The following is a 24021-nucleotide window of genomic DNA, read 5'->3' as shown; positions in this document are numbered from 1 at the left end:
TATGGATAACAAAACAGAACCAATATTATTACAAACGCTTAGGGGAAAAGCAACTTCACGGCCACCCTTTTGGTTTATGCGTCAGGCTGGACGGGTTTTGCCCAACTATTTAAAGTTGAAGGAAAATTATACTTTCTGGCAAATGATGCAAAATCCAAAAGTTGCAGCAGAAGTTACTTTAATGCCGGTATACGACCTGGGGGTGGATGCCGCCATTCTGTTCAGCGATATTCTGGTGATTCCTTATGCACTGGGAATGGGACTCGATTTTACAGATGCCGGACCTGTTTTTGAAAAGCCGCTGGCACAACGAAGTAATCCCTTGGAAGGTTTGAATCCTGATCCCTCGAAACTTGAATATATTTACAAAGTTGTTGATGAAATCATAAAAACCCGGCCGGAGAATACGCCCTTAATTGGTTTTTGTGGCGCGCCACTTACGGTATTGTTGTTTATGTTGCAGGGATTGGGACGAAAAGGTGATTTTCCGGATGCTGTAAAATTTATCTACCAAAATAAAGAAGCCACAAAAAGGCTGGTGGAAGAACTCACTGAGCTGTCGGTTGTTTATGCACAGGAACAAATCAATCATGGAGTGGAAGTGTTTCAGTTGTTCGACACACACGCCGGTTTGATTCCTTTCGATTTGTACAAAGAGCTGTTTTTACCGGCAACAGAAAAAATAGCTGAAGCAGTACGCGCGAAAGAGGTACCTTTTATTTTCTTCCCCAAAGGACTCGGAAGTGGTATTGGAGCCATAACACCAGAATACTGCGATTTTCTGAGTATTGACTGGCAAACGTCGCTACAAACTGCGCGTAAACTGGTGCATCAAGAGGTAGGTTTACAAGGTAATATTGATCCACGTTTGTTATTTGCCCCTCAGCAGGAAATGGAAAAAACACTGGAAAGTTACATTGAATTTGGCCGCAAAAATCAAAACTGGATTTTTAACCTTGGGCACGGGTTTATTCCCGGTCTGCCTTACGAAAATGCCAAGTTCCTCGCCGACTGGGTGAAAAATACAGACTGGAAACGAAACAGCTGATTTTTGCTTTTTTTAAGAAACAATACTACCTGAGGACTGTTAAGTACAACGTTGTTTCGTGTGTATTTCAGAAAATACAGACAAGGAAACATTGTGAAACAGACAAAACAGTTTACTATGTTACATCGGTTTAAGGAAAAATGGAATATAAAATCCAATTTTCAGCTTATTGTTATTCTTTTTGTTTTTTCGATCACCGGGAGCGCTGCACTGGTTGTACGGAAATTTATATTTCACCTTGTTGGCATCCAACAAGATACTTCCTTGCTGATTAAAGTTCCGCTTTATTTAATCGTTTTACTACCCAGTTATCAGTTTTTGTTGTTGGTTATAGGAACCTTACTGGGGCAGTACCGGTTTTTTCTGGCATATGAAAAGAAAACCGTTGGGCGTTTAATTAAGAGAAGTAAAAAAAGCTATGAAAAAAATTGACAAAATAGCCGCTACATATTCTGAACTCCAAAAGAAAATGTGTCAGATTTTGGAATCTGCCGACGGTGGAGGAAAGTTTAACTCCATTCCCTGGAAAAAGGAGATCGGTGGAGGAGAATCCCAATTGATGGAAGACGGTAAGATTATTGAAAAAGGAGCAGTTAATTTTTCCTTTGTAAAAGGAAAATTTTCGCCCGGGATGGAGCAGTTGCTGGGAGAAAAAGCCGGAGAATATGCGGCGACCGGAATTTCTTCTATTTTGCATCCGCAGAACCCCCGGGTGCCTGTTATTCATATGAATGTACGCTACTTTGCGCTTGACAACGGTGTTTCCTGGTTTGGAGGAGGAATTGATTTGACACCTCATATTATCTATCCGGAAGATGCCGTCTCTTTTCATCGCACGTTAAAAGAAATTTGTGACCGATACAATCATAAATTTTACCCCGACTTTAAAAAATGGGCCGATGATTACTTCTTCCTTCCACACCGCAATGAAACAAGAGGTATTGGAGGTATTTTTTTTGATCGTTTAAAACCCGGAGAACAAAATAGTTTCGAAAGTCTGCTGAATTTCACCCTTGACCTTGCCAACGTGTATCCCGAAATTTACGACGGATTGATGCGAAAATATGGCTCTAAACCATTTTCAAAAAGAGAAAAAAAATGGCAAAATTTGCGCAGGGGAAGGTATGTGGAGTTTAATCTGATTTATGATCGCGGAACCAGGTTCGGCCTTGAATCGGGTGGAAATACTGAATCTATTTTGGCCAGTCTCCCCGCCGATGCTTCCTGGAAAACCAATTATATTCCTCCAAAGGATGGTTTTGAAGAAAACACACTTCACTTTTTAAGAAAAGACATCGACTGGATTAATTTTACCGCGTGATAGTGTTCTTTTTATGAACAATTGATTTAAATCAATTTGCTTATTGCTTTATTTCGTATTTAAAATATGCGCAATAACATACAAAGAGAAAATTATAAAAAGGTATTTTTTTTACTTTAGCGCATTCAAATCCGGAATAAGAGGAGAATGTTTACAATAGGAATTTTTTCTACACATATACCTTACATCGCTTTTGTACTTTTTTATGCCTACTTTTTTGTGGCAGGAATAAATAAAGCGGTCTCAGGAGAAATTCCTTCCGGAGAGAATTTTCACAAAACTGAGATTTACGCCTCAGATAATTTTTTGGATCAGGATATTGATACGTATCAATATTTCTGTAAGGAATCTGATTTTTTTAAATCATTTAAAGATGAAGATTTTCTTTTCAAACGAAAAATAAATTATCCGGAGTATTCTTTAGCAAAAATTGCAATTGAATATTATTTAATTCATTTCAACAAGCCTCCTCCGGTTTTAGTTTGATTCGTTTTTTGTTTAGTTTTCCCTGGTTGGGGAATTTATATCCAATTTTACATATTTAAATAATGAAAAAGATAATACTATCCATAGTAATCTATTCTCTTTTTACCGCTTTTGCGCAAGCACAGAATTTGAGAGTTATTACAGATACAACTAATACCCCTGATATTTTAATTGACGAGATCACCGTAAAATCACCTAAGGAATTACCATTAGTAAGAGAAATTCCTACATCTATATCGTTATTTCCAGCAAGGAAATTAGAGAACGATGAGATTCATTCATTGGCAGATATTTCTTCCAAAGTACCCAACTTTTTTATGCTCGATTACGGTTCAAAACTACAATCTTCTGTATTTGTTCGTGGAATTGGCTCAAGACTTGGTTCCCCTTCTGTTGGACTATATGTAGATAATGTTCCTTATTTTGAAAAAACTACATTTGGGTTTGATTTTTTTGATATTGAACGTGTTGAAGTTTTGAGAGGACCTCAGGGAACTTTATATGGCCGAAATACTATGGGAGGTATTATTAATGTATTTAGCAAGTCTCCGCTTGTATACGATGAAACAAATATTTCAGTAACCGCTGGTACCCATGGTTATTACAATGTAAATGTGAATCATTACAACAGAGTAGATGACAAATTTGGTTATTCAATAAGCGGGAATTATTTGAATCAAAACGGTTACTTTACCAATAATTTTTCGGGAGATCCTGCGGATGATAAATATTCGGCAAGTGGGAGAGCAAGGTTGGTTTGGAGAATTTCTAATAACTTGACGCTTGAAAATACTGCGAATTATGAAAAAAGTGAACAATATGGATTTCCTTACGCTTTGTATAACGACTCAACTAATCGCGCTGTTGGGATAAGTTATGATCAGGAAAGTTCCTATAAAAGGGATCTTTTTTCTGACGGACTTGTCTTAAAATATCAGAATGATGTTTTCCAGTTTATTTCAACATCCAGTTATCAGTTTTACGATGGGTTGATGGCTGTTGACCAGGATTTCACCAAAAACAAAATATACTTTTTTGAAATAGGAGACAGACAAAACATGGTTTCGCAGGAATTGATGTTAAAGTCATTGTCACCGTCGAAATACAAGTGGCTTTTTGGTGCGTATGGATTTTATCAAACGATGAAACAGCAAACGCAGGGCGATATTTATACTTCAAAAGTTAATCAGGATATTCGAAGTGATTTTAATATATCCGGATATGCATTGTTTCACCAGTCTACCTTCGATGATTTTCTTGTGGAAAATTTATCGCTAACTGCAGGAATAAGATTTGATGTTGAAAAAGATGACTTGGATTATACGTTCGACCAGGCAGTTGGAGATAACCCGGTATCCAATCTTGCAACTGAAGATTATTCAGAAAATTTTACGGAAATACTGCCTAAAGTTGCGTTGAAATATGCTTTTAACAACTCGTTAAATACCTATGCAACAGTTTCCAAAGGATATAAATCAGGTGGTTTTAATACGAACACCTCGATCGTTCTGGAAGAGGATCGCTCTTTTGACTCAGAAAAGAGTTGGAATTATGAGTTGGGTTTAAAATCTTCTTTAGCCGGCAACCGCTTATTTGTTGACGCTGCTTTGTTTTATATCGATTGGCAGGACCAACAAATTGATGTTCCCGTACCAGGTGGCCGTGGTAATATGAAAAAAAATGCAGGTGAATCAGTTAGCAAGGGAGCCGAGCTTTTTGTAAAAGGGTTACTGGCTGATAATCTGGAAGCAACACTGGGATATGGTTATACCCATGCTACTTTTGCCGACTATGTGGTTTCAGAAGAGCTTAATTATAATGATAACTTTATACCTTATGTTCCCAGGCATACCATAAATGCAAGCTTGTACAAGACATTCGAATTTAAAAATGGATTTTTGGAGAAATTAATTGCAAATTTAAGCTATAAAGGAGTAGGAAAACATTATTGGTCGCTTGATAATTCAGTTTACCAGGACTATTACGGGCTTCTTGATGCGAAGTTATCTTTTGTAACCGGAAAATTTCGTTTTGAAATTTGGGGAAAGAATATTTTTGATACTTCCTATAATACTTACTATTTTGAAATTTCGTCTTTACACAATTCCTATGCCCAAATTGGCAAACCGGCAAGTTTGGGTGTAAACCTGAAAGTAGCTTTTTAATTGAATAGAAAATGGGAAAAAAAGAAATCAATAAATACTTTACGCTGCTGAGTCTTTATCTGGCGCAATCGATTCCGATGAGTTTTTTCTCCACCGTGATTCCCGTAATCATGCGAATGGAAAATTATTCACTCGAATCCATTGGTTACCTGCAACTCATAAAATTACCCTGGATAGTTAAATTTTTGTGGGCTCCGATTGTCGACAGGACGAGTCACTCCTCAAAAAGGTACCGGCGCTGGATATTGTCATCAGAACTGTTTTATGCGGCTATAATAGTCTCCATTGGTTTTTTTGATTTGCAGACCGATTTTTCCACAATAATTATTTTAATGGTAATTGCCTTTACTGCGTCGGCCACACAAGATATCGCTACCGATGCTTTTGCCATTCTTGTATTAAAAGAAAAGGAAAGAAGTATCGGAAACAGCATGCAGTCGGCCGGTAGTTTTATCGGAACATTAGTGGGGAGTGGCGTTTTGTTAATTATCTATCACTACTGGGGGTGGATGCCGTTGCTGCACTGTCTTGGTGTGTTTGTTCTGATTTCTTTAATTCCGGTGATGTTTTTTAAAAATCATAGCAAAAAAGAAATTGATAAGTCAAGAAAAAACATCTCACCTCTGGAATTTGTATATTTTTTTAAACAAAAAAGAATTGGCGGACATATTTTATTGCTTTTCCTGTTTTACGCCGGAATAATTGGCATTTTAACCATGATAAAGCCCTATCTGGTTGATTTGGGCTACGAAGTAAAAAGAATAGGTTTTATTTCCGGTATTTTTGGAACAGCTTGCGGCGCGTTAATGACCATTCCGGCGGGTATATTTATCCGAAAAAAAGGAGTATTACGTTCTGTGTGGGTTTTTCCTGTTTTGAATGTGATGGTGGCCGTTTATTTTATTTTTCTTACCTACACGAATCATCAGTTGTATTTGATTTATGTTGGAGTTGCATTGCTTTGGAGTGCTTATGCAATGTCTTCGGTTTTTGTGTATACACTCGGAATGCAGGTGGTTCGAAAAGGAAGAGAAGGAACAGATTTTACCATCCAGATTGTCGTTACCCATTTAAGCAGTCTGGTTATCGCAATATTAAGCGGAAAAATAGCCGACACGATAGATTATCGCGGGCTTTTTGCTATTGAATTAGGAATTGGATTATTAATTTTGATCCTGTTGCCGTTTTTATTTAGAAAAGAATTCTATAATACTGAGGAACGTTGTCCCGTTATAGAAGCCGGGGCTGAATTTCCTGACAAAACAATAAATTAATACAAACCGAATGAAGATTCCGAAAAATCTGATAGATAAATATAATGTGCCGGTGCCGAGATACACCAGTTATCCACCGGCTAATTTCTTTTCAACAGAATTTGATAACAAGGAATATATCCGGGCAATTGAGTTTTCAAATAACGAATGGCCCGAAAATATTTCGATTTATATACACATTCCGTTTTGCCCTAAAATTTGTTACTACTGCGGATGTAATACACATTTAACACGCGATAAAGATAAAATGCGGGTGTATGTTGAAGCATTAAAAAAAGAGATTTTGATGGTGAAAAAGTACCTTTCATCAAACCGGAAAGTGGCGCAGGTACATTGGGGGGGAGGTACACCAAATTCGTTGCCTGTTGAAATGATGGAAGAAATTATGGGTGTGCTGCACTCTAATTTTTCATTTATTCCAAACCCCGAAATTGCAATGGAATGTCACCCCGCTATGCTCGATTCTGCCTATATTGATGCGTTGGTAAAAAGTGGGTTTAACCGAATGAGTTTGGGGATACAGGATTTTAATCTGAAGGTACTTGAGAATGTAAATCGGGATCCTTCTGAGATTCCGGTTGAAGAGCTTGTTCAACTTATTCGCAGCCGCGGAGATATCGGCGTAAATCTGGATTTTATTTATGGTCTGCCCTATCAGGATGTAAAATCTTTTTCAGAAACAATAGAACAGGCGGTTAAAATTTCGCCCGATCGTTTGGTTACATTTTCATATGCACACGTACCGTGGATTAAAAAAGCACAGAAAATACTTGAAGTTCGCGGACTTCCTGAAGCCGATGAAAAATTGGCGATGTTTGAGGCTGCTTATAAAATTCTAACACAAAATGGATATAAACCCATCGGCCTCGATCATTATGCAAAAGCTGATGATGAGTTAAATATTGCACTTGAAAACAGAACTTTACACCGGAATTTTCAGGGCTACTGCACTCGTGAAACAACCGGACAGGTTTATGCGTTCGGAGCTACAGGAATTAGTCAGTTGGAAAGCGCTTATGCACAAAATGCAAAAGACACCAACAAATACGTAGAACAAATTGAAAGTGGGAATTTTTTTATTGAAAAGGGCTATAAACTGAGTAAAAAGGAGAAGATAATAAAACATGTCATAAACGAAATCATGTGTAATTACTATCTTTCATGGAAAGAGGCCGCTCAAAAATTTGAAGTTTCAGAAGATGAGTTGAAAAATGTTGTTGAACTTAAGGAAGGTAACTTAGATAATTTTGCGGAAGACGGGCTTTTAAATTTCAACCCGGACGAAATTGCGGTTACTGATTCAGGAAGGTTTTTTGTTCGAAATATTGCTGCAAGTTTTGACCCCAATCTAAAGAATGCGGCGCAGAAATTTTCAAAATCGTTGTAAAATGAGCGAAAATAAAATTCAAAAAGTAGCTGTTGTAGGCGCGGGATTAACCGGATTAACTACCGCCTATTATTTAAAAAAAGCAGGCATCGGTGTTCAGGTTTTTGAAAAAGCAGATCGCGCCGGAGGTGTTATCAAAACCTACAACGAAAATGGTTTTACATTTGAAGCCGGACCAAATACAGGTGTTCTCGGACAACCTGAAGCAACTGAATTACTTGAAAATTTAAACGGCGACTGTGAGCTGGAAATCGCAGATGAAGCAGCAAAAGCCCGGTGGATCTGGAAATCCGGTAAATGGGAAGCTCTTCCTTCAGGATTAATTGGCGGGATAAAAACACCTTTGTTTACATTTACCGACAAGTTGCGGTTATTGGGCGAACCCTTCAGAAAAAGGGGAACAAATCCGAACGAAACATTAAAAGAATTGGTGCTTCGCCGTATGGGAAGAAGCTTTCTTGATTATGCTGTTGATCCGTTTATCCTGGGAATTTATTCCGGCGATCCGGCGAAACTGGTTCCAAAATATGCTTTGCCTAAATTATACCGATTGGAGCAGGACTACGGAAGTTTTATCGGGGGCACTGTAAAAAAAGCTCGTCAGCCCAAAACCGATTGGGAAAAAAAAGCTACAAAAGAAATTTTTTCAGTAAAAGGAGGTTTGGAAAACCTGATAAAAGCGTTGGTGAAAAATATCGGAAAAGATAACATCGTCTTAAATTGTGATTCTGTTTCTTTTGAAAAAACAGAAAAAGGATACAAGGTAAACAACCAAAACGAAGTATTTTCAAACATAATCTCAACGGTTGGTGCCTATGAATTAAGCCATCTTTTTCCCTTTGCCGACATTGAAAAAATAAATCAGATAAATCAGTTGGAGTACGCCCGAGTAGTTCAGGTTTCACTGGGTTTTAAAGAGTGGAAAGGAGTTGATTTAAAATCATTTGGAGGGTTAGTACCATTTAAAGAAAACAGGGATTTGCTTGGAGTGCTTTTTTTATCTTCTTTTTTAAAAAACAGGGCGCCTCAGAACGGAGCGTTACTTTCAACATTTCTGGGAGGTATAAGAAAACCTGAAATGGTTGAACTGAATGACGGTCAAATTGTTGATATCGTGAAAAAGGAAATAATAGAAATGATGGGCTTGAAACAGTTTGACCCTGATATGCTGAAAATTTTTCGTTATCAGCATGCCATTCCGCAATATGGAATTGAATCGGAACAAAAGCTAAAAGCAATCGACCAGCTGGAAAAAACGAATCCGGGATTGATTTTGGCGGGAAATATACGTGACGGAATTGGAATGGCTGACAGAATTAAACAGGGAAAAATGTTGGCAACTCAGGTAATCAGTCAAAGTAAATGAAAAAAGGAAAAACAGCTGTTTTATTGATGAATGTTGGAAGTCCCGATGAACCAACAGTTCCAGCAGTGCGGAAATATCTTACTGAATTTTTAAATGATAAACGGGTAATCGACCTTCCGTGGTTGTTGAGAAAATTTTTGGTGAATGGGATTATTATTCCTTTTCGTGTAAAAAATTCAACGGGATTATACAAGCAGCTTTGGACAAAAAAAGGTTCTCCGTTAATTTATTATTCTGAGGAGTTAAAAGAAAAACTACAGGCAAAACTTGGAAGTTTATTTGAAGTTTTTGTTGGAATGCGTTACGGAAATCCGGGTTATAAAAACGCACTTTCAGAAATAAAAAAGAAAGGCTTTGAGAAAATTGTTTTGGTTCCGCTTTATCCGCAGCATGCGATGTCGACTACTGAAACTTCTTTGATTGCAGCTGAAAAGGAGATAAAAAAGCAGGGAATTCAGGCTGAAATATATGAGGTTGGACAGTTCTACGACAACCCGAAATTTGTTGATGCTTTTGCTGAACAAGCACGAAAATATAATTTATCTGATTTTGACCATATTATTTTTTCGTATCACGGCCTACCTAACCGCCAGGTTGAGAAATGCCACCCCGGAATTAAAGTGGGAAACTGTTCCTGCAGAAATGCTCTTCCGGAACATGGCAAGTTTTGCTATCACGCTACTTCTTACGAAACTACACGACTAATTGCTTCAAAACTTAACCTGAAAAAATCAGATTACACCGTTAGTTTTCAGTCGAGGTTGTCAAACAATTGGCTTACTCCTTTTACTGATGCTGTTTTGCAGGAGAAACTGGAGCAAGGGAAGAAGAATATATTGGTTTTGGCGCCTTCGTTTGTTACCGATTGTTTGGAAACCATTCTGGAAATTGGTGTGGAATATGGCGAGGAGTTTAAGCAAAAAGGAGGGAATAAAGTTCAATTGGTGGAAAGTTTAAATACCGGTGATCGATGGGTGGAAATTCTTGCGGAGATGGTTATTTCGCAACTGAACTCTTAAAATTTTTCTGATGCATTTTGCAGCCATTAATATTTTTAACGATATGCTCAGCATCGAGTGGCGCATAACCTATACCTGTATCGCCACTTTTATTATAAATTTACCTTTTGGTTATGTTCGGGGCGGATTTCGCAAACTTTCGTTTTGGTGGTTTGTAGCAATTCACGCACCGGTTCCGTTGGTTATTTTAATCCGGAAATTTCATGATTTGCATTTAACCTGGAGTTTGGCTCCTTTTCTTTTGGGCAGTTTTTTTCTCGGACAGTATGCCGGCAGAAAACTATACAAATTAAAACCATGGCGGAAACAAAAAGAATAGTTTTTTGACAGGTATTCAGAATTTATATTACCACTCCAACCCTTGCATTTCCCGTTTTTAATCCCTCCGATTTTGCTGAAACAGAGATTTCGCCACCTTCTTTTTCCAAACGAAGTATCAGCTGGCATTTTCCGCGGAAACTTTTCACCTGTGGCTGCCTGAAACTTTTCATGTCCTTCGGATTTCCGTTTGCCACTGCCTGTAGTTTTCCATTTCCTTGTATTTCAAAATCAACAGGAATTTCTGCATTTGGAACAAGAATTCCGTTTTTGTCCACCACTTCAATATTAAAATAAGCTAAGTCGTTTTTGTTGATATTAATCGTATTTTGTTCAGGTGTGATTTTTACAGCAAAAGGTTCTTCAGCAGTTTTTAAAGTTTGTCGTGCAACTTCCTTTCCCGCTTTAATACCAATGGCCGTCAACTCTCCTTCTGTATAAGGAACCTCAAACCTTGCTGTTAGTTTTGTCGCCTCCGACACCTTTTTTGTACCAATTTCTTTTCCGTTTAGTTCCAGCCGAACCTGGTCGCAGCGTGAGTAAACAGAAACCTGCAGGGCTTTGTCTTCATTGCCTTGCCAGGTCCAGCTTTTCCATTCCGCGGGCCACCCCCATTTGCTTACTATTTCTTTGCGTCCTTCAGGTACAGGCGCATGAACCATCATTTCCAAATCGCTGTTTTGCCAAACAACATCGCGGAAATACATTTGTGGTTTTTTATAGCCGAGAATGCTAATGTCACCGCAGTAAGCATTAAACCACGGCCAGGGAGGTAAAAACTGAATGTCGGAATTATCCAGCTTTGTATGTCCAATGCCGGATTCACCAAGGTAATCCATTCCGGTCCACACAAAATCGCCAATTATATATGGATGTTTTTCTACCATTTGCCAGTTTTCAAGCGCTTCCAGAGGAAATGATTCTGTTCCAATCATAATTCTTTCCGGATATTTCTTGTGGTCTGATTCATAGTCGTTCCAACGGTAATTGTATCCATGTACATCCATTTGCGAGAAAGCAGGCGCCGTATCTTCCCAATCGCGCCCAGGCTGATCCCAGAAATGGCAGATTGCCTGTGTTACCGGACGGGTTTTATCTAAAAGAAGTATTTTTTCTTTCAGGTTGTTGGCTATCTCCAGACCGGAAGAATCAGCCCGTTCATTGATTTCATTTCCAATGCTCCAGATAATTATTGAGGGGTGGTTTCTGTCGCGCAAAATCATGGATTCCAAATCTTTTTCCCACCAATCGTCAAAATAAAGGTTGTAATCCTCAGGATTTTTGGGACGTTGCCATTGGTCAAAAGCTTCATCCATAACCAGCATCCCTATTTCATCGCAGGCACTCAAAAAAGTTTGAGAGGGAGGATTGTGTGCTGTACGGATGGCATTAAAACCATTTTCCTTCATGATTTTTATCCGGCGGTATTCCGCTGTTTTAAAAGTTGCCGAACCTAGTGGGCCGTTGTCGTGATGCAGACAACCTCCCTTTAACAAAACACTGTTCCCATTTAGTAAGAATCCTTTTTCAGGAGAAAACTCAATGGTTCTGATCCCAAATTTTTGTCTGGTTTCATCAATCAGTTTATTTCCCTTAAAAAGTTGAACAGTCAGTGTATAAAGCTGTGGTTCTTCCGGCGACCATAAGCGCGGATTTTGGACTTCTAATTTATTTTGAAAAACAGTATTTTTTCCGGGACTTAAATCAGTTCCTTTTTTATATTCTGCGGAGATAAGGCCCAACGGGTTTAAAATCTGCGTCCTGATTGTATAGTTTTCCGTATTGTGTGTTGTGTTTGTAATTCCGGTTTCCACATTTACAAAAGCCTTTTCTTTCGATACTTCAGGCGTTGTAACATAAACACCCCATAAATCAATATCGACCGGATTGGTTTTAATTAAGCTTACATTTCTGTAAATTCCCGAACCGCTGTACCAACGTGAATTTTTACCTTCATTTTTAATTTGAACAGCAAGAACATTATCTTCACCTGCCGGATTCAGGAAGTCGGTTAAATCGTATGAAAAAGCAGTATAGCCATAAGGATGATTTCCAAGGTGTTTTCCGTTTATCCAGAAATCGGCGTTCATATAAACACCGTCGAAAAGTATTTTTATGATTTTGCCCTCATCCTTTTTATCTAAAGTAAAATGTTTCCGGTACCAGGCATTTTCTCCAACAACGTGTCCTGTTGAAGCACCGCCGGCACTTTTTTCAGAAAATGGCCCCATTTGTTTTACTCCCTCGTTTTCAGGAAGGTCTTCAATGCTGTAATCGTGAGGAAGATCGAGGATGCGCCAGGCTGAATCGTTGAAATTTATGGCTTGTCCGTTTTGAACATCAGAACGAATAAATTTCCAGTCGCAGTTAAACGGCGTTTCCCGGTTGATTTCATTTTCCTCTTTTGAACAGGAAACAAGCAGAATCAGAATTGCAGTTATACAATAAAAAGATAGTTTCATCGAATTTAGGTTTAGTTTTTTGGAGACAAATTTATTTAACGACTACGGTTTTTGCATTCATAAATTCTTTAATACCATGTACCGAAAGTTCGCGGCCAAAACCACTTTCTTTTATGCCTCCGAATGGCAGACGAGGATCTGATTTTACGAAGTCGTTAACAAAACAACAACCTGCTTCCAGTTGGGTTTCTGCAATTGTTTCGCCCTTTTTCGCATCTTTTGTGAATATTGCTGCGCCAAGGCCAAAAACAGTATTGTTGGCCACTTTTATTGCTTCTTCTTCATCTTTTACACGGATTACTGAAGCAACGGGGCCAAACAATTCTTCGTCGTAGGCAGGCATTCCGGCTTGTACATTTTCCAGGATAGTTGGAGGATAAAATGCTCCTTTGCGGTGAGGAATTTCTCCGCCCAGAATAACCTCAGCTCCTTTACTGACAGATTTAACCACCTGTTGGTGCAATTCATCTCTTAAATCAACGCGGGCAAGAGGGCCCATCGTAGAATGGGAATCCGTCGGGTCGCCAAAATATGCATTGTTCATTTCGTGTGTAAAATGTTCAAGGAATTCCGGATAAACATCATCAACAACGATAAACCGCTTTGCTCCAATACAGCTTTGTCCGGCATTTAATAGTCTTCCGGAAGCGCATATTTTAGCGGCTTTTTCCAGGTTTGCATCTTTTAATATCAGGTAGGGATCACTTCCCCCTAATTCCAGTACACATTTTTTTAACTCACTCCCGGCAATGGCGGCTACACTTTTTCCGGCAGGCGTACTTCCGGTTAAACTAACCCCTTTAATTGCCTGGTGTCTGATAACTTTTTCCACCTGGTTACTTCCAATCAGTATTGTGCGAAATACATTTTCGGGGAATCCTGCATCGCGAACCAATTCTTCAATGGCCATTGCGCATCCGGGCACGTTACTCGCATGTTTTAAAACTGCCGTGTTGCCTGCCATTAATGTGGGAGCCAAAAAACGAAACACCTGCCAGAAAGGAAAATTCCAGGGCATTACTGCTAATATAGTTCCCAGTGGTTGATAAGAGACATATGATTTTGAAGCTTCGGTTTTTATAACTTCATTTTCCAGAAAGCTTTCGGCATTTTGAGCATAATAATCACAAACCCAGGCACATTTTTCAATTTCGGCAATTCCTTCTTTTAGAACTTTGCCCATTTCAAGTGCCATTAAACGGGCCAGTTCCTCTTTTTTTGTCTTAAGAAGACTGGAAAGATTCTGCATTCTCCGCCCCCTGTGCACAAACGATGTACTTCGCCAGTGGTGCCAGGTTTTATCTACAGAATTGATAATTTTCTCAACTCCTTTTTCGGAATAACTTTCGTAAGTTTGAATGGATTCACCGGTTACCGGATTTACTGATTTCATCATTGTTGCAGCTATTTTTCGAAAAAACTAAATTACAAAAAAATACAGCGCGATGAAACCTTATTGATTTTTGAAACAGAGGTTATAACTAATATTGGATAATAATTATGATTAAAACTTGAAGCTGCAAAAAACTTAACGAATGAGCCATTTTATGGCTGCTTCCTCTGAGGAGAAGCTTTCAAATTTTAAGCTTGTCCCCCGTTGTTTAAGGCCAAGTGAAAATACAGTTGAGTTAACCACTTCCAGTGGAGTTGAAGTTACTATGGCGCATTTTCGTTCCATATTAATTCGTTTAGTGTAATCATTAAGAAAATCACAAAATTTGCCAACGTTTTCCATAAAATTGATAAAGTTAGCTCCTCTGATGTCGATTAGTGAGTTGTAATCCTCATTAAACTTGTCTGATTGAATCCTGGTTTTCTCATGTTGAATGACCATGTTAAGGTCTACTTCTCCCTGGATAATGTCATAATTAATTTTTAATTCATGATCGATTTTATATTTAAAAACTGCATTCATTCTATTTTTAAGAAAAATTGAGGTTTGTACTTTATTAAGAAAAATGATGGTAGCAAAAAACAACCGGCGAATGTAAGGCTTTTATTGTTAAAATCTATTGAGAATCAGAATTCTGCCAATGAATTTAATATTGTGGTGGTAAATGCGGGAACTTGGTTTCCAATATACCAACATCTGAAAAATAATTATTAACTTCATCCTCAAAATTACTTAATCATCTAACTGACTTTAAGTACTTTTTTGGACGCAAATAATCAAAGACATAGAGCGGCGTACAGTCCAATTCTCATCATAATGGTTTGCGCAATTCTGAATCAAATTGAACTCGTATGCCGCTTTTTTATAAGTTTTTAATGGAAATCAGAATCTTTCTTAATATCTCTTTCAAAAAAGGATTTTTGAAAGTTAATCATTTTTACCTTTTAAAAAAAGTTGTTGAATACATCAGAATTGAGTTTACCGATAAGCTAACAGGAGTTTAATTTCCAACATCATAGAAAATCAGGAAATATTATTCCGTGACCCCTTGAATATATTGAAATTGATTAATGCTACTGGACTTTTTGAACGTCAACAATTCGCAAGTTGATGCTTTTACCATCTTTTTGTCAGGCTGATTCCGGCGCCAACAGAATTGTACAGCAGTTTACCCTGATCTATTGCCAGTTGAATTCCAAGCTCAAAGCCATTGTTTAAATCCCGTTGGCTTTCAAAGTAAGCAGAAAATTGATGAAGTTTTGGAAAGTAGGGGGGATTGTAATAGTTGATTGTACTTCCCATACCTCTTTCCCCCGGGCTTGTTGTATAAGCTCCGTAATTAATCGTGTAAGTTAACAGACTTTTACAATACCAGTTATTGATTTTAAATTCTGAACCTCCGTGAAAACCAGCAAGTCTGTTGTTTGGGAAATACTGTCGCCCGGTTGTTGGGTACCCGGTTTTTAGATATTTTTTTGATGTGAATAAAGGACTACCCAGGTTTTCACCTTTAAATGACCATCCATTATAATATTCAAAATTGTTGTAATAGTCTTCTGCACCTGACGACCGCGGTTTGGAGTCTATTTCACCTCCTTGACTCTTTGAATAAATGAATTCGAATAAAAATTTATTCCACTGAAAGTCAGACGGTTTTGGTTGACGATTTTTTAGACTTACTCCCCAAAGGCCATCCTTAACATTGGCCAATGTGGCCAGAGCTCCCACATCGTAAAAAAACTGATGGTATCCTGTAAATAATATTTTGTTTATTTTCCATTCCATTGATTGCTCAATTGTACCGATATGGTTTCCAACTTTGGAGGTTGTAATGTTGTCTGTTCCATAAGGTTTTCCAATAGCGACATACTTGAATGTTTCAAGTGTTGATAAACCCCAATCAGGATGTAGTTCGTTTTCAAGTCCCCAGGTTACAAGATGGCTGATGCCTCCATACAGGTTAATTTTCCAGCTTGGCTTTCCAATTCTTCCATAAGCACTTAACTGATGCAAGTAGGCATTTTTTTCCGGAATCGGCGTAATTTCACCATCCATATTTAGTTTTTGTGTACCCATCCAGCCATGAGCAACATTTCCTTTTATTGCTATAACTCCTTTGGTTAAAGGTACATTCCAGTAATTAGCTATTCCTGCTTCAATTTTAGGTACTCCCAGCGCATTGCCGGACAAGGAAAAGGAACCGGAAGACAATGTTGAGTCAACCAAACCTATTTGCTCGCGAAAACGGCCACCTTTTAATTCAAAAATACTTAAACGGACTTTGGCATAAGCTTCAATCAGAATAAATTCCGAATTGTTGCCCGCATTGAAACGCCCCTCAAAACCTGCGCCCCAGTCCATTAGCTTTTGTCGTGGGTCAGCTTGGTAGTCTTTGAAAGCCCCTCCAATTAATGAAACCGAAATGCCGTCAGACGGAATGCTCCCATATTGCATGCTACGCATCCAAAAGGGAACAACTCCGTTTGTGGTTCCAAATGCTCCCGCACTTAGAAAAGCACTGTAATTTTTGTTCTTCTGACCGGTTTCAAAATTCGTCTGAGGAAAGCTGTTCTTAAATTCTTTGGTTTTTGGTTCAGTAAATACTCTTGAAGGCGAACCGGAAGTTTGCCGGTAGTTATCGGTATTTAAAGCGAAAGAATTATTTAGTAAAAATCCTGATTTACTACTTTCTAAAAATAAAGAATCCGATTCAATATTATTTTTTTGAGCTTGTCCGTTAAAAAACAGTATTGACATTCCAAGCACCAATAAAATTACTTTTATCATTTATTCCGGTTTTTTTGAATATTATGGCTAATAAAAATTTATTCTTTGTCTCTCTTTTTTGACCTTGTGAAGTTTTATCATGTTTCACGATTGATAATCAAGTTACAGCTTCACAAAGACTTTTACAATAATTCTATATGTTAATATGGAACAATGATAAGAGAACAAGGTTTGCAGAGTAAATTAAAACCTTATGTTACGGGTTATCCGGAATCTATTAACTCTCCGATTTTGAGAATGGATTTAAGTTAATCGGGGCTGGGCAAATAAAGGTATTTAAGATACAAAAAAGCGCTGCCATACTATGTTGCCGCGCTTTGTCAGTTTTTGTAGTCCCACCGGGAATTAACCTACATTTTCTTTGTTTTGGTTAATTTGTATATATATTCTGTATATCAGCTACTTGTATAGTATATTTTTCTTTTGGTTTTTGTCGAATTCCCCATTTTTCTACAAAATAGGATACAAAAAGGATACAAGTTTTGTATTTTAGTAGCATGAAAAATTTTACCTCACTATGCCAAATATAATCTTTTATCTGAACACTGGTGCTATAAATAAAGATGCAAAAGTCCCTGTAATGGCCAAAATAATTCATAAAGGGAAACGATATTATAAAACCATTGACAGCGTAAAGGAATCTGACTGGAACCCGGGGAAAAGAAGATTAAATAAAAATCATAAAAATGCACCAGACAACCGGCACAAAGAAATCAATGCGACTTTAAATCAGTTGGAAAAATTAATGAAAGGTTACAATGATTATTGTTTGTTAAATGAGCACCCGGTTACAGAGCAGGCAATTAAGCAAATATTAAAAGGTGTAGATCCGGTAAGTGGTAAGAAATCGCCAAACCGACCGGAAATTAAATTTGATGAAGCCTTTAAAGAATGGCTCGATTTTACCCAGAAAAACAATGAGTATAATACCTACCGCGCCAGGAATACCACCTACAATTTTTTCAATAAATTTCAGGAAGAAAAAAACATCCGGATCACATTCAAGAATCTGGATATGCAGTTATTCGATAGTTTACGGCAATTTGCTTTTGACCGGGAAGAACCTTTAGCGAACAACACATTTGCCAGGAGAATCAAAAACTTGAAAATGTTCCTGAACTGGTGCGAAGCCAGGGGATATTATTCCGGTAAATTGCCAAAAGAATTCAGATCTCCCGAAAGAGATATTACACCGGTAACTCTCACAATCGAGGAGTTTAAAACTTTGTATAACCATAATTTTGAAAACGAGAAACTTCGCAAAGTACGCGATATTTTTTGTTTGGGATGTACCACCGGATTACGTTATTCTGATTTACAGCGGTTGCGATGGGAGCACCTCCAGGGCGACAATATTGTAATTACAACCAAAAAAGTAAAAAAACCGGTTACAATTCCTTTAACCGATTGGTCCAGAAAAATAATTAGTCGATATGAAGAAAGGCCCGTTTTTATTTTACCTACCATAAGCAACCAAAAATTTAATACCTACATTAAAGAGGCTGCAAAAAAGGCAAAAATAAAATCGAAAGTAATCATTGATTCCTACAGGGGAAATCAGTTTAGCCAAGAACCGAAGAAAAAACACGAAGTTTTAACAGCTCACGTTGCCCGGAAAACGTTTATTACAATTTCTCTTTTTTTGGGGATGAAAACTCAAACAGTAATGGAAATTACCGGGATAAAAGAAGAACGAACCCTCCGGAAATATATTGAGGTGGCAGACCAAATGAAAAAAACAGAAATGGATAATACCTGGGGAAGTTTATAGAGTTTATATTACATCTTCTTCGGGTACTCTATTAAAGTATGTAGCTAATTTGGTTCTCAATTCATCTCTAGACTTAATAGACAATTGAAGAATTTTTGGAATCTTTTTGTTCCTCTGTATTTGGTCTGATTCTATGACAAAAATATCTTTGAAATCAATCATGTAGTAGCCACAGTTAATTTTGCCTTCTTTGGAATTTAATTCATAATTTTCTAATAAATCATTGGAATCATAAACAAATATGTCTAGAAAAGTATAGGAAAAGCCGCAGCCAATACGTTTTTGTTTTTCTTCCTCAGGAAATTTCTCCCATGCAATCTTAGGGACGGAATTTTCTGGTGAAACAAGTCTGTTAATCCGAGTAAGATCTTCTGCAAAGTATTCATTTTTTAAAAATGCTGGTCTAATTTCTTTTAGCGCGGCAACAGAAAGTTTTGATTTTTCAATTGAACAGCAAGGTGTGGTTACAATAAAATATTTGAAATTTTCAACTGATATTTGAAAATTGAGCTTATCTGTCGGGAAATTATTGTAATTTGGTTTTAACATTTGAAATCCTTCAATAACATCGCCGAACCTTAATATTGGATCTACATTTTCAAGTTCGTAAAACATGTTATTTAATCCTGATAGAATTCCTCAACTTGATGAACTCCTAATTTAGTTTTATGGCTTATGAATGCTTTATTAATTTCAATTTTTGAAATTCCTATAAATCTATTATCATCATCCACAATTACAGACACTATGTATTTATCTATATTAATTTCTTTTGTATTGTATTCCTGCTTGTTGTCTCCGGTAAATATTAAATCCATGATTAGTTTAGTTTTTATTAATCAATATTACGCATATACTGGTATACTGGTTCCTTAATAACTGTTTCAAATTCTTGTGAGTTAATTTCGTGCAATTTGTCAGTTATTTCGAGGTAATCTACTGCTTTTATATTTTTCGCAAATGCATCAAAATCAAGATGAATGAGCCAATTGTTTTCTTTTTTTTCTATCCTTTCTGCATAATTAAAAAATTTATCTCCTACTATCAAATTTGTTTGAAAATTTATGTTTAACGCTTTTGACACATCGAATCTATCTATATTAAATGCTGGATTGAAACTCTGGCTAAAAATTTCATTGTTCATCTCGCCCATTGGATATTCATCCATATACCTAAAACCTATTCTAAGAATAATTGGAATTTTCACTATTTCAATAAAACTTCCAACTACGAAATTAATAGTATCTCTGAATTTATTACCCGCATGATCATTGTTATAAGTTTTGTGAGATTCTGATGTTATTGAAAGTGAATCTGAATAAACATTTACTTGAACTTTTTCATCATTTTCAAATTTCCAAACCTTTCTAGCGCCTTGATCAAGTTTCTTCTTGTCTTCGTCTTTTATTTCTGATTCATACCCAATGTTAAAAACAATTTGTTTTTCAAAAATCATAGATGATTTGGGGAATTGTTCCATTATTTTAAGTTGGAATTCACCAATTTTATCTTCGATATAAAATAAATTAGGAAACCTTATTTGAAAGATCACTCTTTTAACTAGTGGATTAGGGAAAACTTCTTCGATACTCATTATTTGATTGTTCTTTTTATCAACAAAAATATTCCAAAAAAATGGAAAGAAGTTTAAATATAATCTTCTTTTAAGTCTTTTTAAAATTAATTAATAATTTATAGATATAATTTATTTTAGACCCTCATCTTAATTCTTTGCAGCTTACATTGAAAAAACCTGGCACCCACTCAATTCTTAATAGACGCAATGAAAATTATAAAACCGGCTATTTAAATTATATACAAGAAGATTTAATCAGGTAGCCTCTTGTTTAAAATTATATTCAAAAAGTTAAATTAATTCATTCGTTATTTAAGTTTTTTGCTGTTTTCTTAAATAAGGAGTATTTTTATTTAAAATTTTGCATAGATGAAAACATTTCAGGCAGGAACTTATATTAATCAAGGAACATACAAAAGTTTCCAACCTAACCCAATTAACCGGGAATGGAAGATTGAGAACATGGAAATATGGAAATTATTAAGCCAGGCAGACAGGGAGTTAGGCCGGCTGGATATGTATTCCAATTATATTCCCAATATCGATTTATTTATCAGTATGCACGTTCTCAAAGAAGCTATAAAAAGTAGCAAAATTGAAGGTACGCAAACTAAAATTGAAGAAGCACTGCTGGATAAAGAAGATATTCCACTGGATAGGAGAAATGACCAGGAAGAAGTTCAGAACTACACAAAAGCAATGGAGTGGGCCATTAAAGAATTGGGAAACCTGCCATTTTCTAACAGGTTAATTCGTGAAACGCATAAAGTATTATTGCAGGGTGTGCGGGGTGCGGAAAAACAACCTGGAGAATTCAGGCGAAGCCAGAACTGGATTGGAGGGGCTTCCATTAGCGATGCGGTTTTTATTCCACCTGTTCATTCGTCGGTAACAGAATTAATGAGCGACATTGAAAAGTTTCTGCACAATGAATCTAATTTGTTACCTGAGCTTTTAAAAATTGCCATTGTACATTACCAGTTCGAAACCATTCACCCGTTTTTAGATGGAAACGGGAGGGTTGGCCGTTTGCTTATTCCGCTTTATTTGGTGAGCAGGAATATTTTAAAAAAGCCAATTCTGTATTTATCCGATTTTTTTGAAAGAAACAGAAAGTTGTATTATGACAATTTAACTATTGTGAGAGTAGATAATAACATTGAGCAGTGGTTTAAATTCTTTTTGGTTGGAATTATTGAAACCTGCAGAAATGGAATATCAACTTTTGACGGTATAATGCAGCTGCAAAAGAAAGTGGATAATGATATTCAAAGCCTGGGTAACAGGATGACTTCTGCAAAAGCTGTTACTGATTTCTTATACCAAAAACCATTGGTAACAGCTGATGTAGTGAGCAAAGTTGCCGGCATTTCAATGCCTTCGGCATACAAACTGATTAACAGCCTGGAAAAACTGGGTATTCTTAATGAAGTTACCGGAGGGCAACGAGGCCGGATCTATGTTTTTGATGAATACTTGAGTTTGTTCAGGTAGCATAACGGGAAATAACTAAATCTTGTCATTTCAGCCCCATGCAGGAACCACTTCTTTTGAAACAAAAAGTTATAAAAACAAATATTTTTGGACAAGTTGTCCCCTGAAAAGGACAACTTGACATTATAAATAAAAATCCCGGGAAATGAATAAATAAACCCAGCGATAATTTAAAATCTCAAATTTCTTATTCTCAAAAAGAAATAAACCACAAAAAATATTTTTGCTGAATCTGTACAATTTAGGGACAGTTTCAAAATTTATTCTTGCGCAGTATTTACAGATGGGGGACAATTTGTTCACCAATTAATAAATTTGTGAGTTAGTATAAATTTTTCTACTTCGTATTCTTTAATTTCAATGAACCGATTTATGTATTTCGTGAAGTACGAAATGAATTCAGTTTTCGATTTGGTCTTTTCTCTTATTATATTTTGTAAGATTGGTGAATTTAGTAGAATATGATCCATTAGATTATAGCGATCAACAATGCCTGAATCCAAAACTACAGAGATTTTATCCTTAAATTGACCAATATTATAATTAATGATTTCTTCCAATTCTTCAATCTGTTTCTCTGAATTTACACCATTTAGTTTCATTTCACTTCTCCCAATTATTGAAAGGTTTTCAATGAGTTTCGGCCAAAGCCACTTTGCCTTGTATTGTAAAATTTCTTTTCTGAAAGATTCTATTATAATATTTTTTTCGTTGATTCTTTCTTCTAACTTTTTAACTTTTTCCTCTTCCTCTTTAAGCTGATTTTCAAGTTTTATAATTGTATCGTTTGAATATTCAATCTCAAACAATTCATCAAAAGGAATGCTCAATGCTTTAGCAATACCTTTCCCAACTTCAATGCTAATAGCTTGTGTTTTGCCGTTTTCTATATTGGCGTATGAAGATTGTTTGATTCCACAAGCTTCAGCCACTGAAATTTGGTTAATGCCTTTAGACTTTCTTAGTTCCTTTATTTTTTCCCCAATAGGTTTCATAGTGCAAAAATATAGATAAAACTATAATTAGTAGCAAAAAAAGTATATCATTATTAAAATAAAATTATATAATATTCTATAATAAAATAGTTTTATATATATTTGTAAGCATAATAACTCAAATAATGATATTATGAAAGATGTTTTTATTCCAAAACCTGAAAAAAAAGTAAAACGTTTATTCGTGCCTGTGACACCTTCAGAGCATAAAAAAGTAATGGATTATTGTCATAAAAAAGATGTTAATCTTTCCGACCTAATCCGTTTTGCATTACAACAGACCTACGAACTTCTTTAATTACTGTCCCATGAACGATGAATCTATTATTATCCTAAAAGCAAAGGAATTTCGGGAGATACTCCGGCAGGAACTTCGGGCCAACCGGCCACAGGAACCCGACATTACACGCGATAAACTAAACAGGGAACAAGCTGCCAAACTTGCCGGGATGTCGTTACCCACATTTCGCAAATTCATAAAAAACGGAATTTTCCGCGAACATGGCCACGGGCGTAAAACCTGGTTTTTCCGTTCAGAAATAATTGAAGCTTTGCGAAACGAAGCTGATAAAAAGAAATCATAAATAATTAATTATTAATAATTTAAAAAATGAAATCATGAAAGTAGAATTTAATTACGTCACATTTAATGAAATGCAAGAAACCATCGAGAAATTTAAAGAATTTAGGGAGCGGTATATAAATGTAGCTGCTGGCCGCTGGAAAATAAACGACGACAATCTCGAATTAGAAAGAATAAACTTGGTCCTCGAAGTTGAGGATGTACTTGAAGAATTGCTTGATGGTTTGAGGGAATATGAAATAGAAAATCCATTGCACCAAGACTAAACCTAAAAAAATGAAAAATACAGCACAAGAATATATCGAAAATCCCAATGAAAACAAACTCCGCAGAGAGTTACAAAAGCAGGGTTATTTGCTGAACAAAAGCAAGGTGAAAAACATAAATACCGACAATTTAGGTGGTTTTTTGATAGTAGATACAAGCACTAATGCAGTTGTTGCCGGTAGTCGTTATGAGTTAAATAAGCATGATGTTTACAGATTTATTTTTGAGTAAATACAAAAGTAAAATTAGAATCATAATAAAAATCGACAAAGTATCCAGAAGCGCGAAGTCGCTAAAATCAAACATGAA

The 24021-nt window shown here is 36.5% G+C and carries 24 protein-coding genes; 16 read left to right on the top strand and 8 right to left on the bottom strand.

What is annotated here, in order from left to right; translation table 11 throughout:
- The first annotated feature begins 1 nt into the window (after window position 1).
- The 10 genes from hemE (at window position 2) to GM418_RS11075 (ending at window position 10385) form a co-directional block, all read left to right on the top strand.
- Window positions 2–1048, top strand: a complete 1047-nt coding sequence (hemE, locus tag GM418_RS11120; protein WP_158866042.1) for a uroporphyrinogen decarboxylase — start codon at window positions 2–4, stop codon at window positions 1046–1048.
- A 117-nt stretch (window positions 1049–1165) separates the two neighbouring features.
- On the top strand, window positions 1166–1480 hold the full coding sequence (locus GM418_RS11115) for a DUF6787 family protein (RefSeq protein ID WP_158866040.1): 315 nt from the start codon (window positions 1166–1168) through the stop codon (window positions 1478–1480).
- Complete coding sequence (gene hemF, locus GM418_RS11110) at window positions 1467–2369, top strand: oxygen-dependent coproporphyrinogen oxidase (RefSeq protein ID WP_158866038.1); 903 nt, start codon at window positions 1467–1469, stop codon at window positions 2367–2369. The genes GM418_RS11115 and hemF overlap by 14 nt, the downstream gene beginning before the upstream one ends.
- Window positions 2370–2516: 147 nt before the next feature.
- Window positions 2517–2855 carry a hypothetical protein gene (locus tag GM418_RS11105; protein ID WP_158866036.1) on the top strand — a complete coding sequence of 113 codons (339 nt, stop codon included), beginning with the start codon at window positions 2517–2519 and terminating at the stop codon, window positions 2853–2855.
- Window positions 2856–2917: 62 nt separating this feature from the next.
- Window positions 2918–5020: a TonB-dependent receptor gene (locus GM418_RS11100; RefSeq protein WP_158866034.1), complete on the top strand. Its 2103-nt coding sequence runs from the start codon at window positions 2918–2920 to the stop codon at window positions 5018–5020.
- Window positions 5021–5031: 11 nt separating this feature from the next.
- Window positions 5032–6294 carry an MFS transporter gene (locus GM418_RS11095; RefSeq protein ID WP_158866032.1) on the top strand — a complete coding sequence of 421 codons (1263 nt, stop codon included), beginning with the start codon at window positions 5032–5034 and terminating at the stop codon, window positions 6292–6294.
- Window positions 6295–6304: 10 nt separating this feature from the next.
- Complete coding sequence (gene hemN / locus GM418_RS11090) at window positions 6305–7681, top strand: oxygen-independent coproporphyrinogen III oxidase (protein ID WP_217447766.1); 1377 nt, start codon at window positions 6305–6307, stop codon at window positions 7679–7681.
- A gap of 1 nt (window position 7682) precedes the next feature.
- On the top strand, window positions 7683–9047 hold the full coding sequence (hemG, locus tag GM418_RS11085; RefSeq protein ID WP_158866030.1) for a protoporphyrinogen oxidase: 1365 nt from the start codon (window positions 7683–7685) through the stop codon (window positions 9045–9047).
- Window positions 9044–10066, top strand: coding sequence for a ferrochelatase (hemH, locus tag GM418_RS11080; protein WP_158866028.1), 1023 nt, complete (start codon window positions 9044–9046; stop codon window positions 10064–10066). Before hemG ends, hemH begins: the two co-directional genes overlap by 4 nt.
- 10 nt (window positions 10067–10076) lie before the next feature.
- Window positions 10077–10385, top strand: a complete 309-nt coding sequence (locus GM418_RS11075) for a hypothetical protein (RefSeq protein WP_158866026.1) — start codon at window positions 10077–10079, stop codon at window positions 10383–10385.
- Window positions 10386–10407: 22 nt separating this feature from the next.
- Here GM418_RS11075 and GM418_RS11070 read toward each other — a convergent pair whose 3' ends face one another.
- From GM418_RS11070 to GM418_RS11055, 4 genes are all read right to left on the bottom strand, one after another.
- Entirely contained in the window at window positions 10408–12846 is a 2439-nt protein-coding gene (locus tag GM418_RS11070) for a glycoside hydrolase family 2 TIM barrel-domain containing protein (protein WP_158866024.1), read from the bottom strand.
- Between the two features lie 31 nt (window positions 12847–12877).
- Window positions 12878–14242, bottom strand: coding sequence for an NAD-dependent succinate-semialdehyde dehydrogenase (locus tag GM418_RS11065; RefSeq protein WP_217447765.1), 1365 nt, complete (start codon window positions 14240–14242; stop codon window positions 12878–12880).
- A gap of 132 nt (window positions 14243–14374) precedes the next feature.
- Entirely contained in the window at window positions 14375–14761 is a 387-nt protein-coding gene (locus GM418_RS11060) for a hypothetical protein (protein ID WP_158866022.1), read from the bottom strand.
- A gap of 594 nt (window positions 14762–15355) precedes the next feature.
- Window positions 15356–17026 carry a capsule assembly Wzi family protein gene (locus GM418_RS11055; protein ID WP_158866020.1) on the bottom strand — a complete coding sequence of 557 codons (1671 nt, stop codon included), beginning with the start codon at window positions 17024–17026 and terminating at the stop codon, window positions 15356–15358.
- 517 nt (window positions 17027–17543) lie between these two features.
- Between GM418_RS11055 and GM418_RS11050 the strand changes: the two genes are divergently transcribed.
- Window positions 17544–18797: a site-specific integrase gene (locus GM418_RS11050; RefSeq protein ID WP_158866018.1), complete on the top strand. Its 1254-nt coding sequence runs from the start codon at window positions 17544–17546 to the stop codon at window positions 18795–18797.
- A 3-nt stretch (window positions 18798–18800) separates the two neighbouring features.
- Here GM418_RS11050 and GM418_RS11045 read toward each other — a convergent pair whose 3' ends face one another.
- The 3 genes from GM418_RS11045 to GM418_RS11035 are packed head-to-tail and all read right to left on the bottom strand — an operon-like array spanning window position 18801 to window position 20391.
- The gene (locus GM418_RS11045; RefSeq protein ID WP_158866016.1) at window positions 18801–19412 is read right to left on the bottom strand and encodes a hypothetical protein; all 612 of its coding nucleotides are present in this window, start codon (window positions 19410–19412) and stop codon (window positions 18801–18803) included.
- A 5-nt stretch (window positions 19413–19417) separates the two neighbouring features.
- The gene (locus GM418_RS11040; RefSeq protein WP_158866014.1) at window positions 19418–19615 is read right to left on the bottom strand and encodes a hypothetical protein; all 198 of its coding nucleotides are present in this window, start codon (window positions 19613–19615) and stop codon (window positions 19418–19420) included.
- Window positions 19616–19632: 17 nt separating this feature from the next.
- On the bottom strand, window positions 19633–20391 hold the full coding sequence (locus tag GM418_RS11035; protein ID WP_158866012.1) for a TIGR04255 family protein: 759 nt from the start codon (window positions 20389–20391) through the stop codon (window positions 19633–19635).
- A 351-nt stretch (window positions 20392–20742) separates the two neighbouring features.
- Here GM418_RS11035 and GM418_RS11030 point away from each other — a divergent pair, with 351 nt between their 5' ends.
- Entirely contained in the window at window positions 20743–21867 is a 1125-nt protein-coding gene (locus GM418_RS11030) for a Fic family protein (protein ID WP_158866010.1), read from the top strand.
- Window positions 21868–22166: 299 nt separating this feature from the next.
- On the opposite strand, the gene GM418_RS11025 is transcribed toward GM418_RS11030, so the two are convergent.
- Entirely contained in the window at window positions 22167–22862 is a 696-nt protein-coding gene (locus tag GM418_RS11025; RefSeq protein ID WP_158866008.1) for a helix-turn-helix domain-containing protein, read from the bottom strand.
- 133 nt (window positions 22863–22995) lie between these two features.
- On the opposite strand from GM418_RS11025, the gene GM418_RS11020 reads away from it, so the two are divergent.
- From GM418_RS11020 to GM418_RS11005, 4 genes are read left to right on the top strand one after another with little or no spacing between them, the layout of a single operon-like run.
- Window positions 22996–23160 carry a hypothetical protein gene (locus GM418_RS11020; protein WP_158866006.1) on the top strand — a complete coding sequence of 55 codons (165 nt, stop codon included), beginning with the start codon at window positions 22996–22998 and terminating at the stop codon, window positions 23158–23160.
- A gap of 10 nt (window positions 23161–23170) precedes the next feature.
- Entirely contained in the window at window positions 23171–23446 is a 276-nt protein-coding gene (locus GM418_RS11015; RefSeq protein ID WP_158866004.1) for a helix-turn-helix domain-containing protein, read from the top strand.
- Between the two features lie 34 nt (window positions 23447–23480).
- Entirely contained in the window at window positions 23481–23711 is a 231-nt protein-coding gene (locus GM418_RS11010) for a hypothetical protein (protein ID WP_158866002.1), read from the top strand.
- 10 nt (window positions 23712–23721) lie between these two features.
- Window positions 23722–23943 (top strand): hypothetical protein, encoded by a 222-nt coding sequence (locus GM418_RS11005; protein WP_158866000.1) that lies wholly within the window; start codon window positions 23722–23724, stop codon window positions 23941–23943.
- Window positions 23944–24021: the final 78 nt, after the last annotated feature.

This window comes from Maribellus comscasis, from assembly GCF_009762775.1.
In the GTDB taxonomy this organism is placed as follows: domain Bacteria; phylum Bacteroidota; class Bacteroidia; order Bacteroidales; family Prolixibacteraceae; genus Draconibacterium; species Draconibacterium comscasis.
The sequence above is the reverse complement of the archived record's forward strand: the minus strand, read 5'-3'. Positions and strand labels throughout refer to the sequence as shown.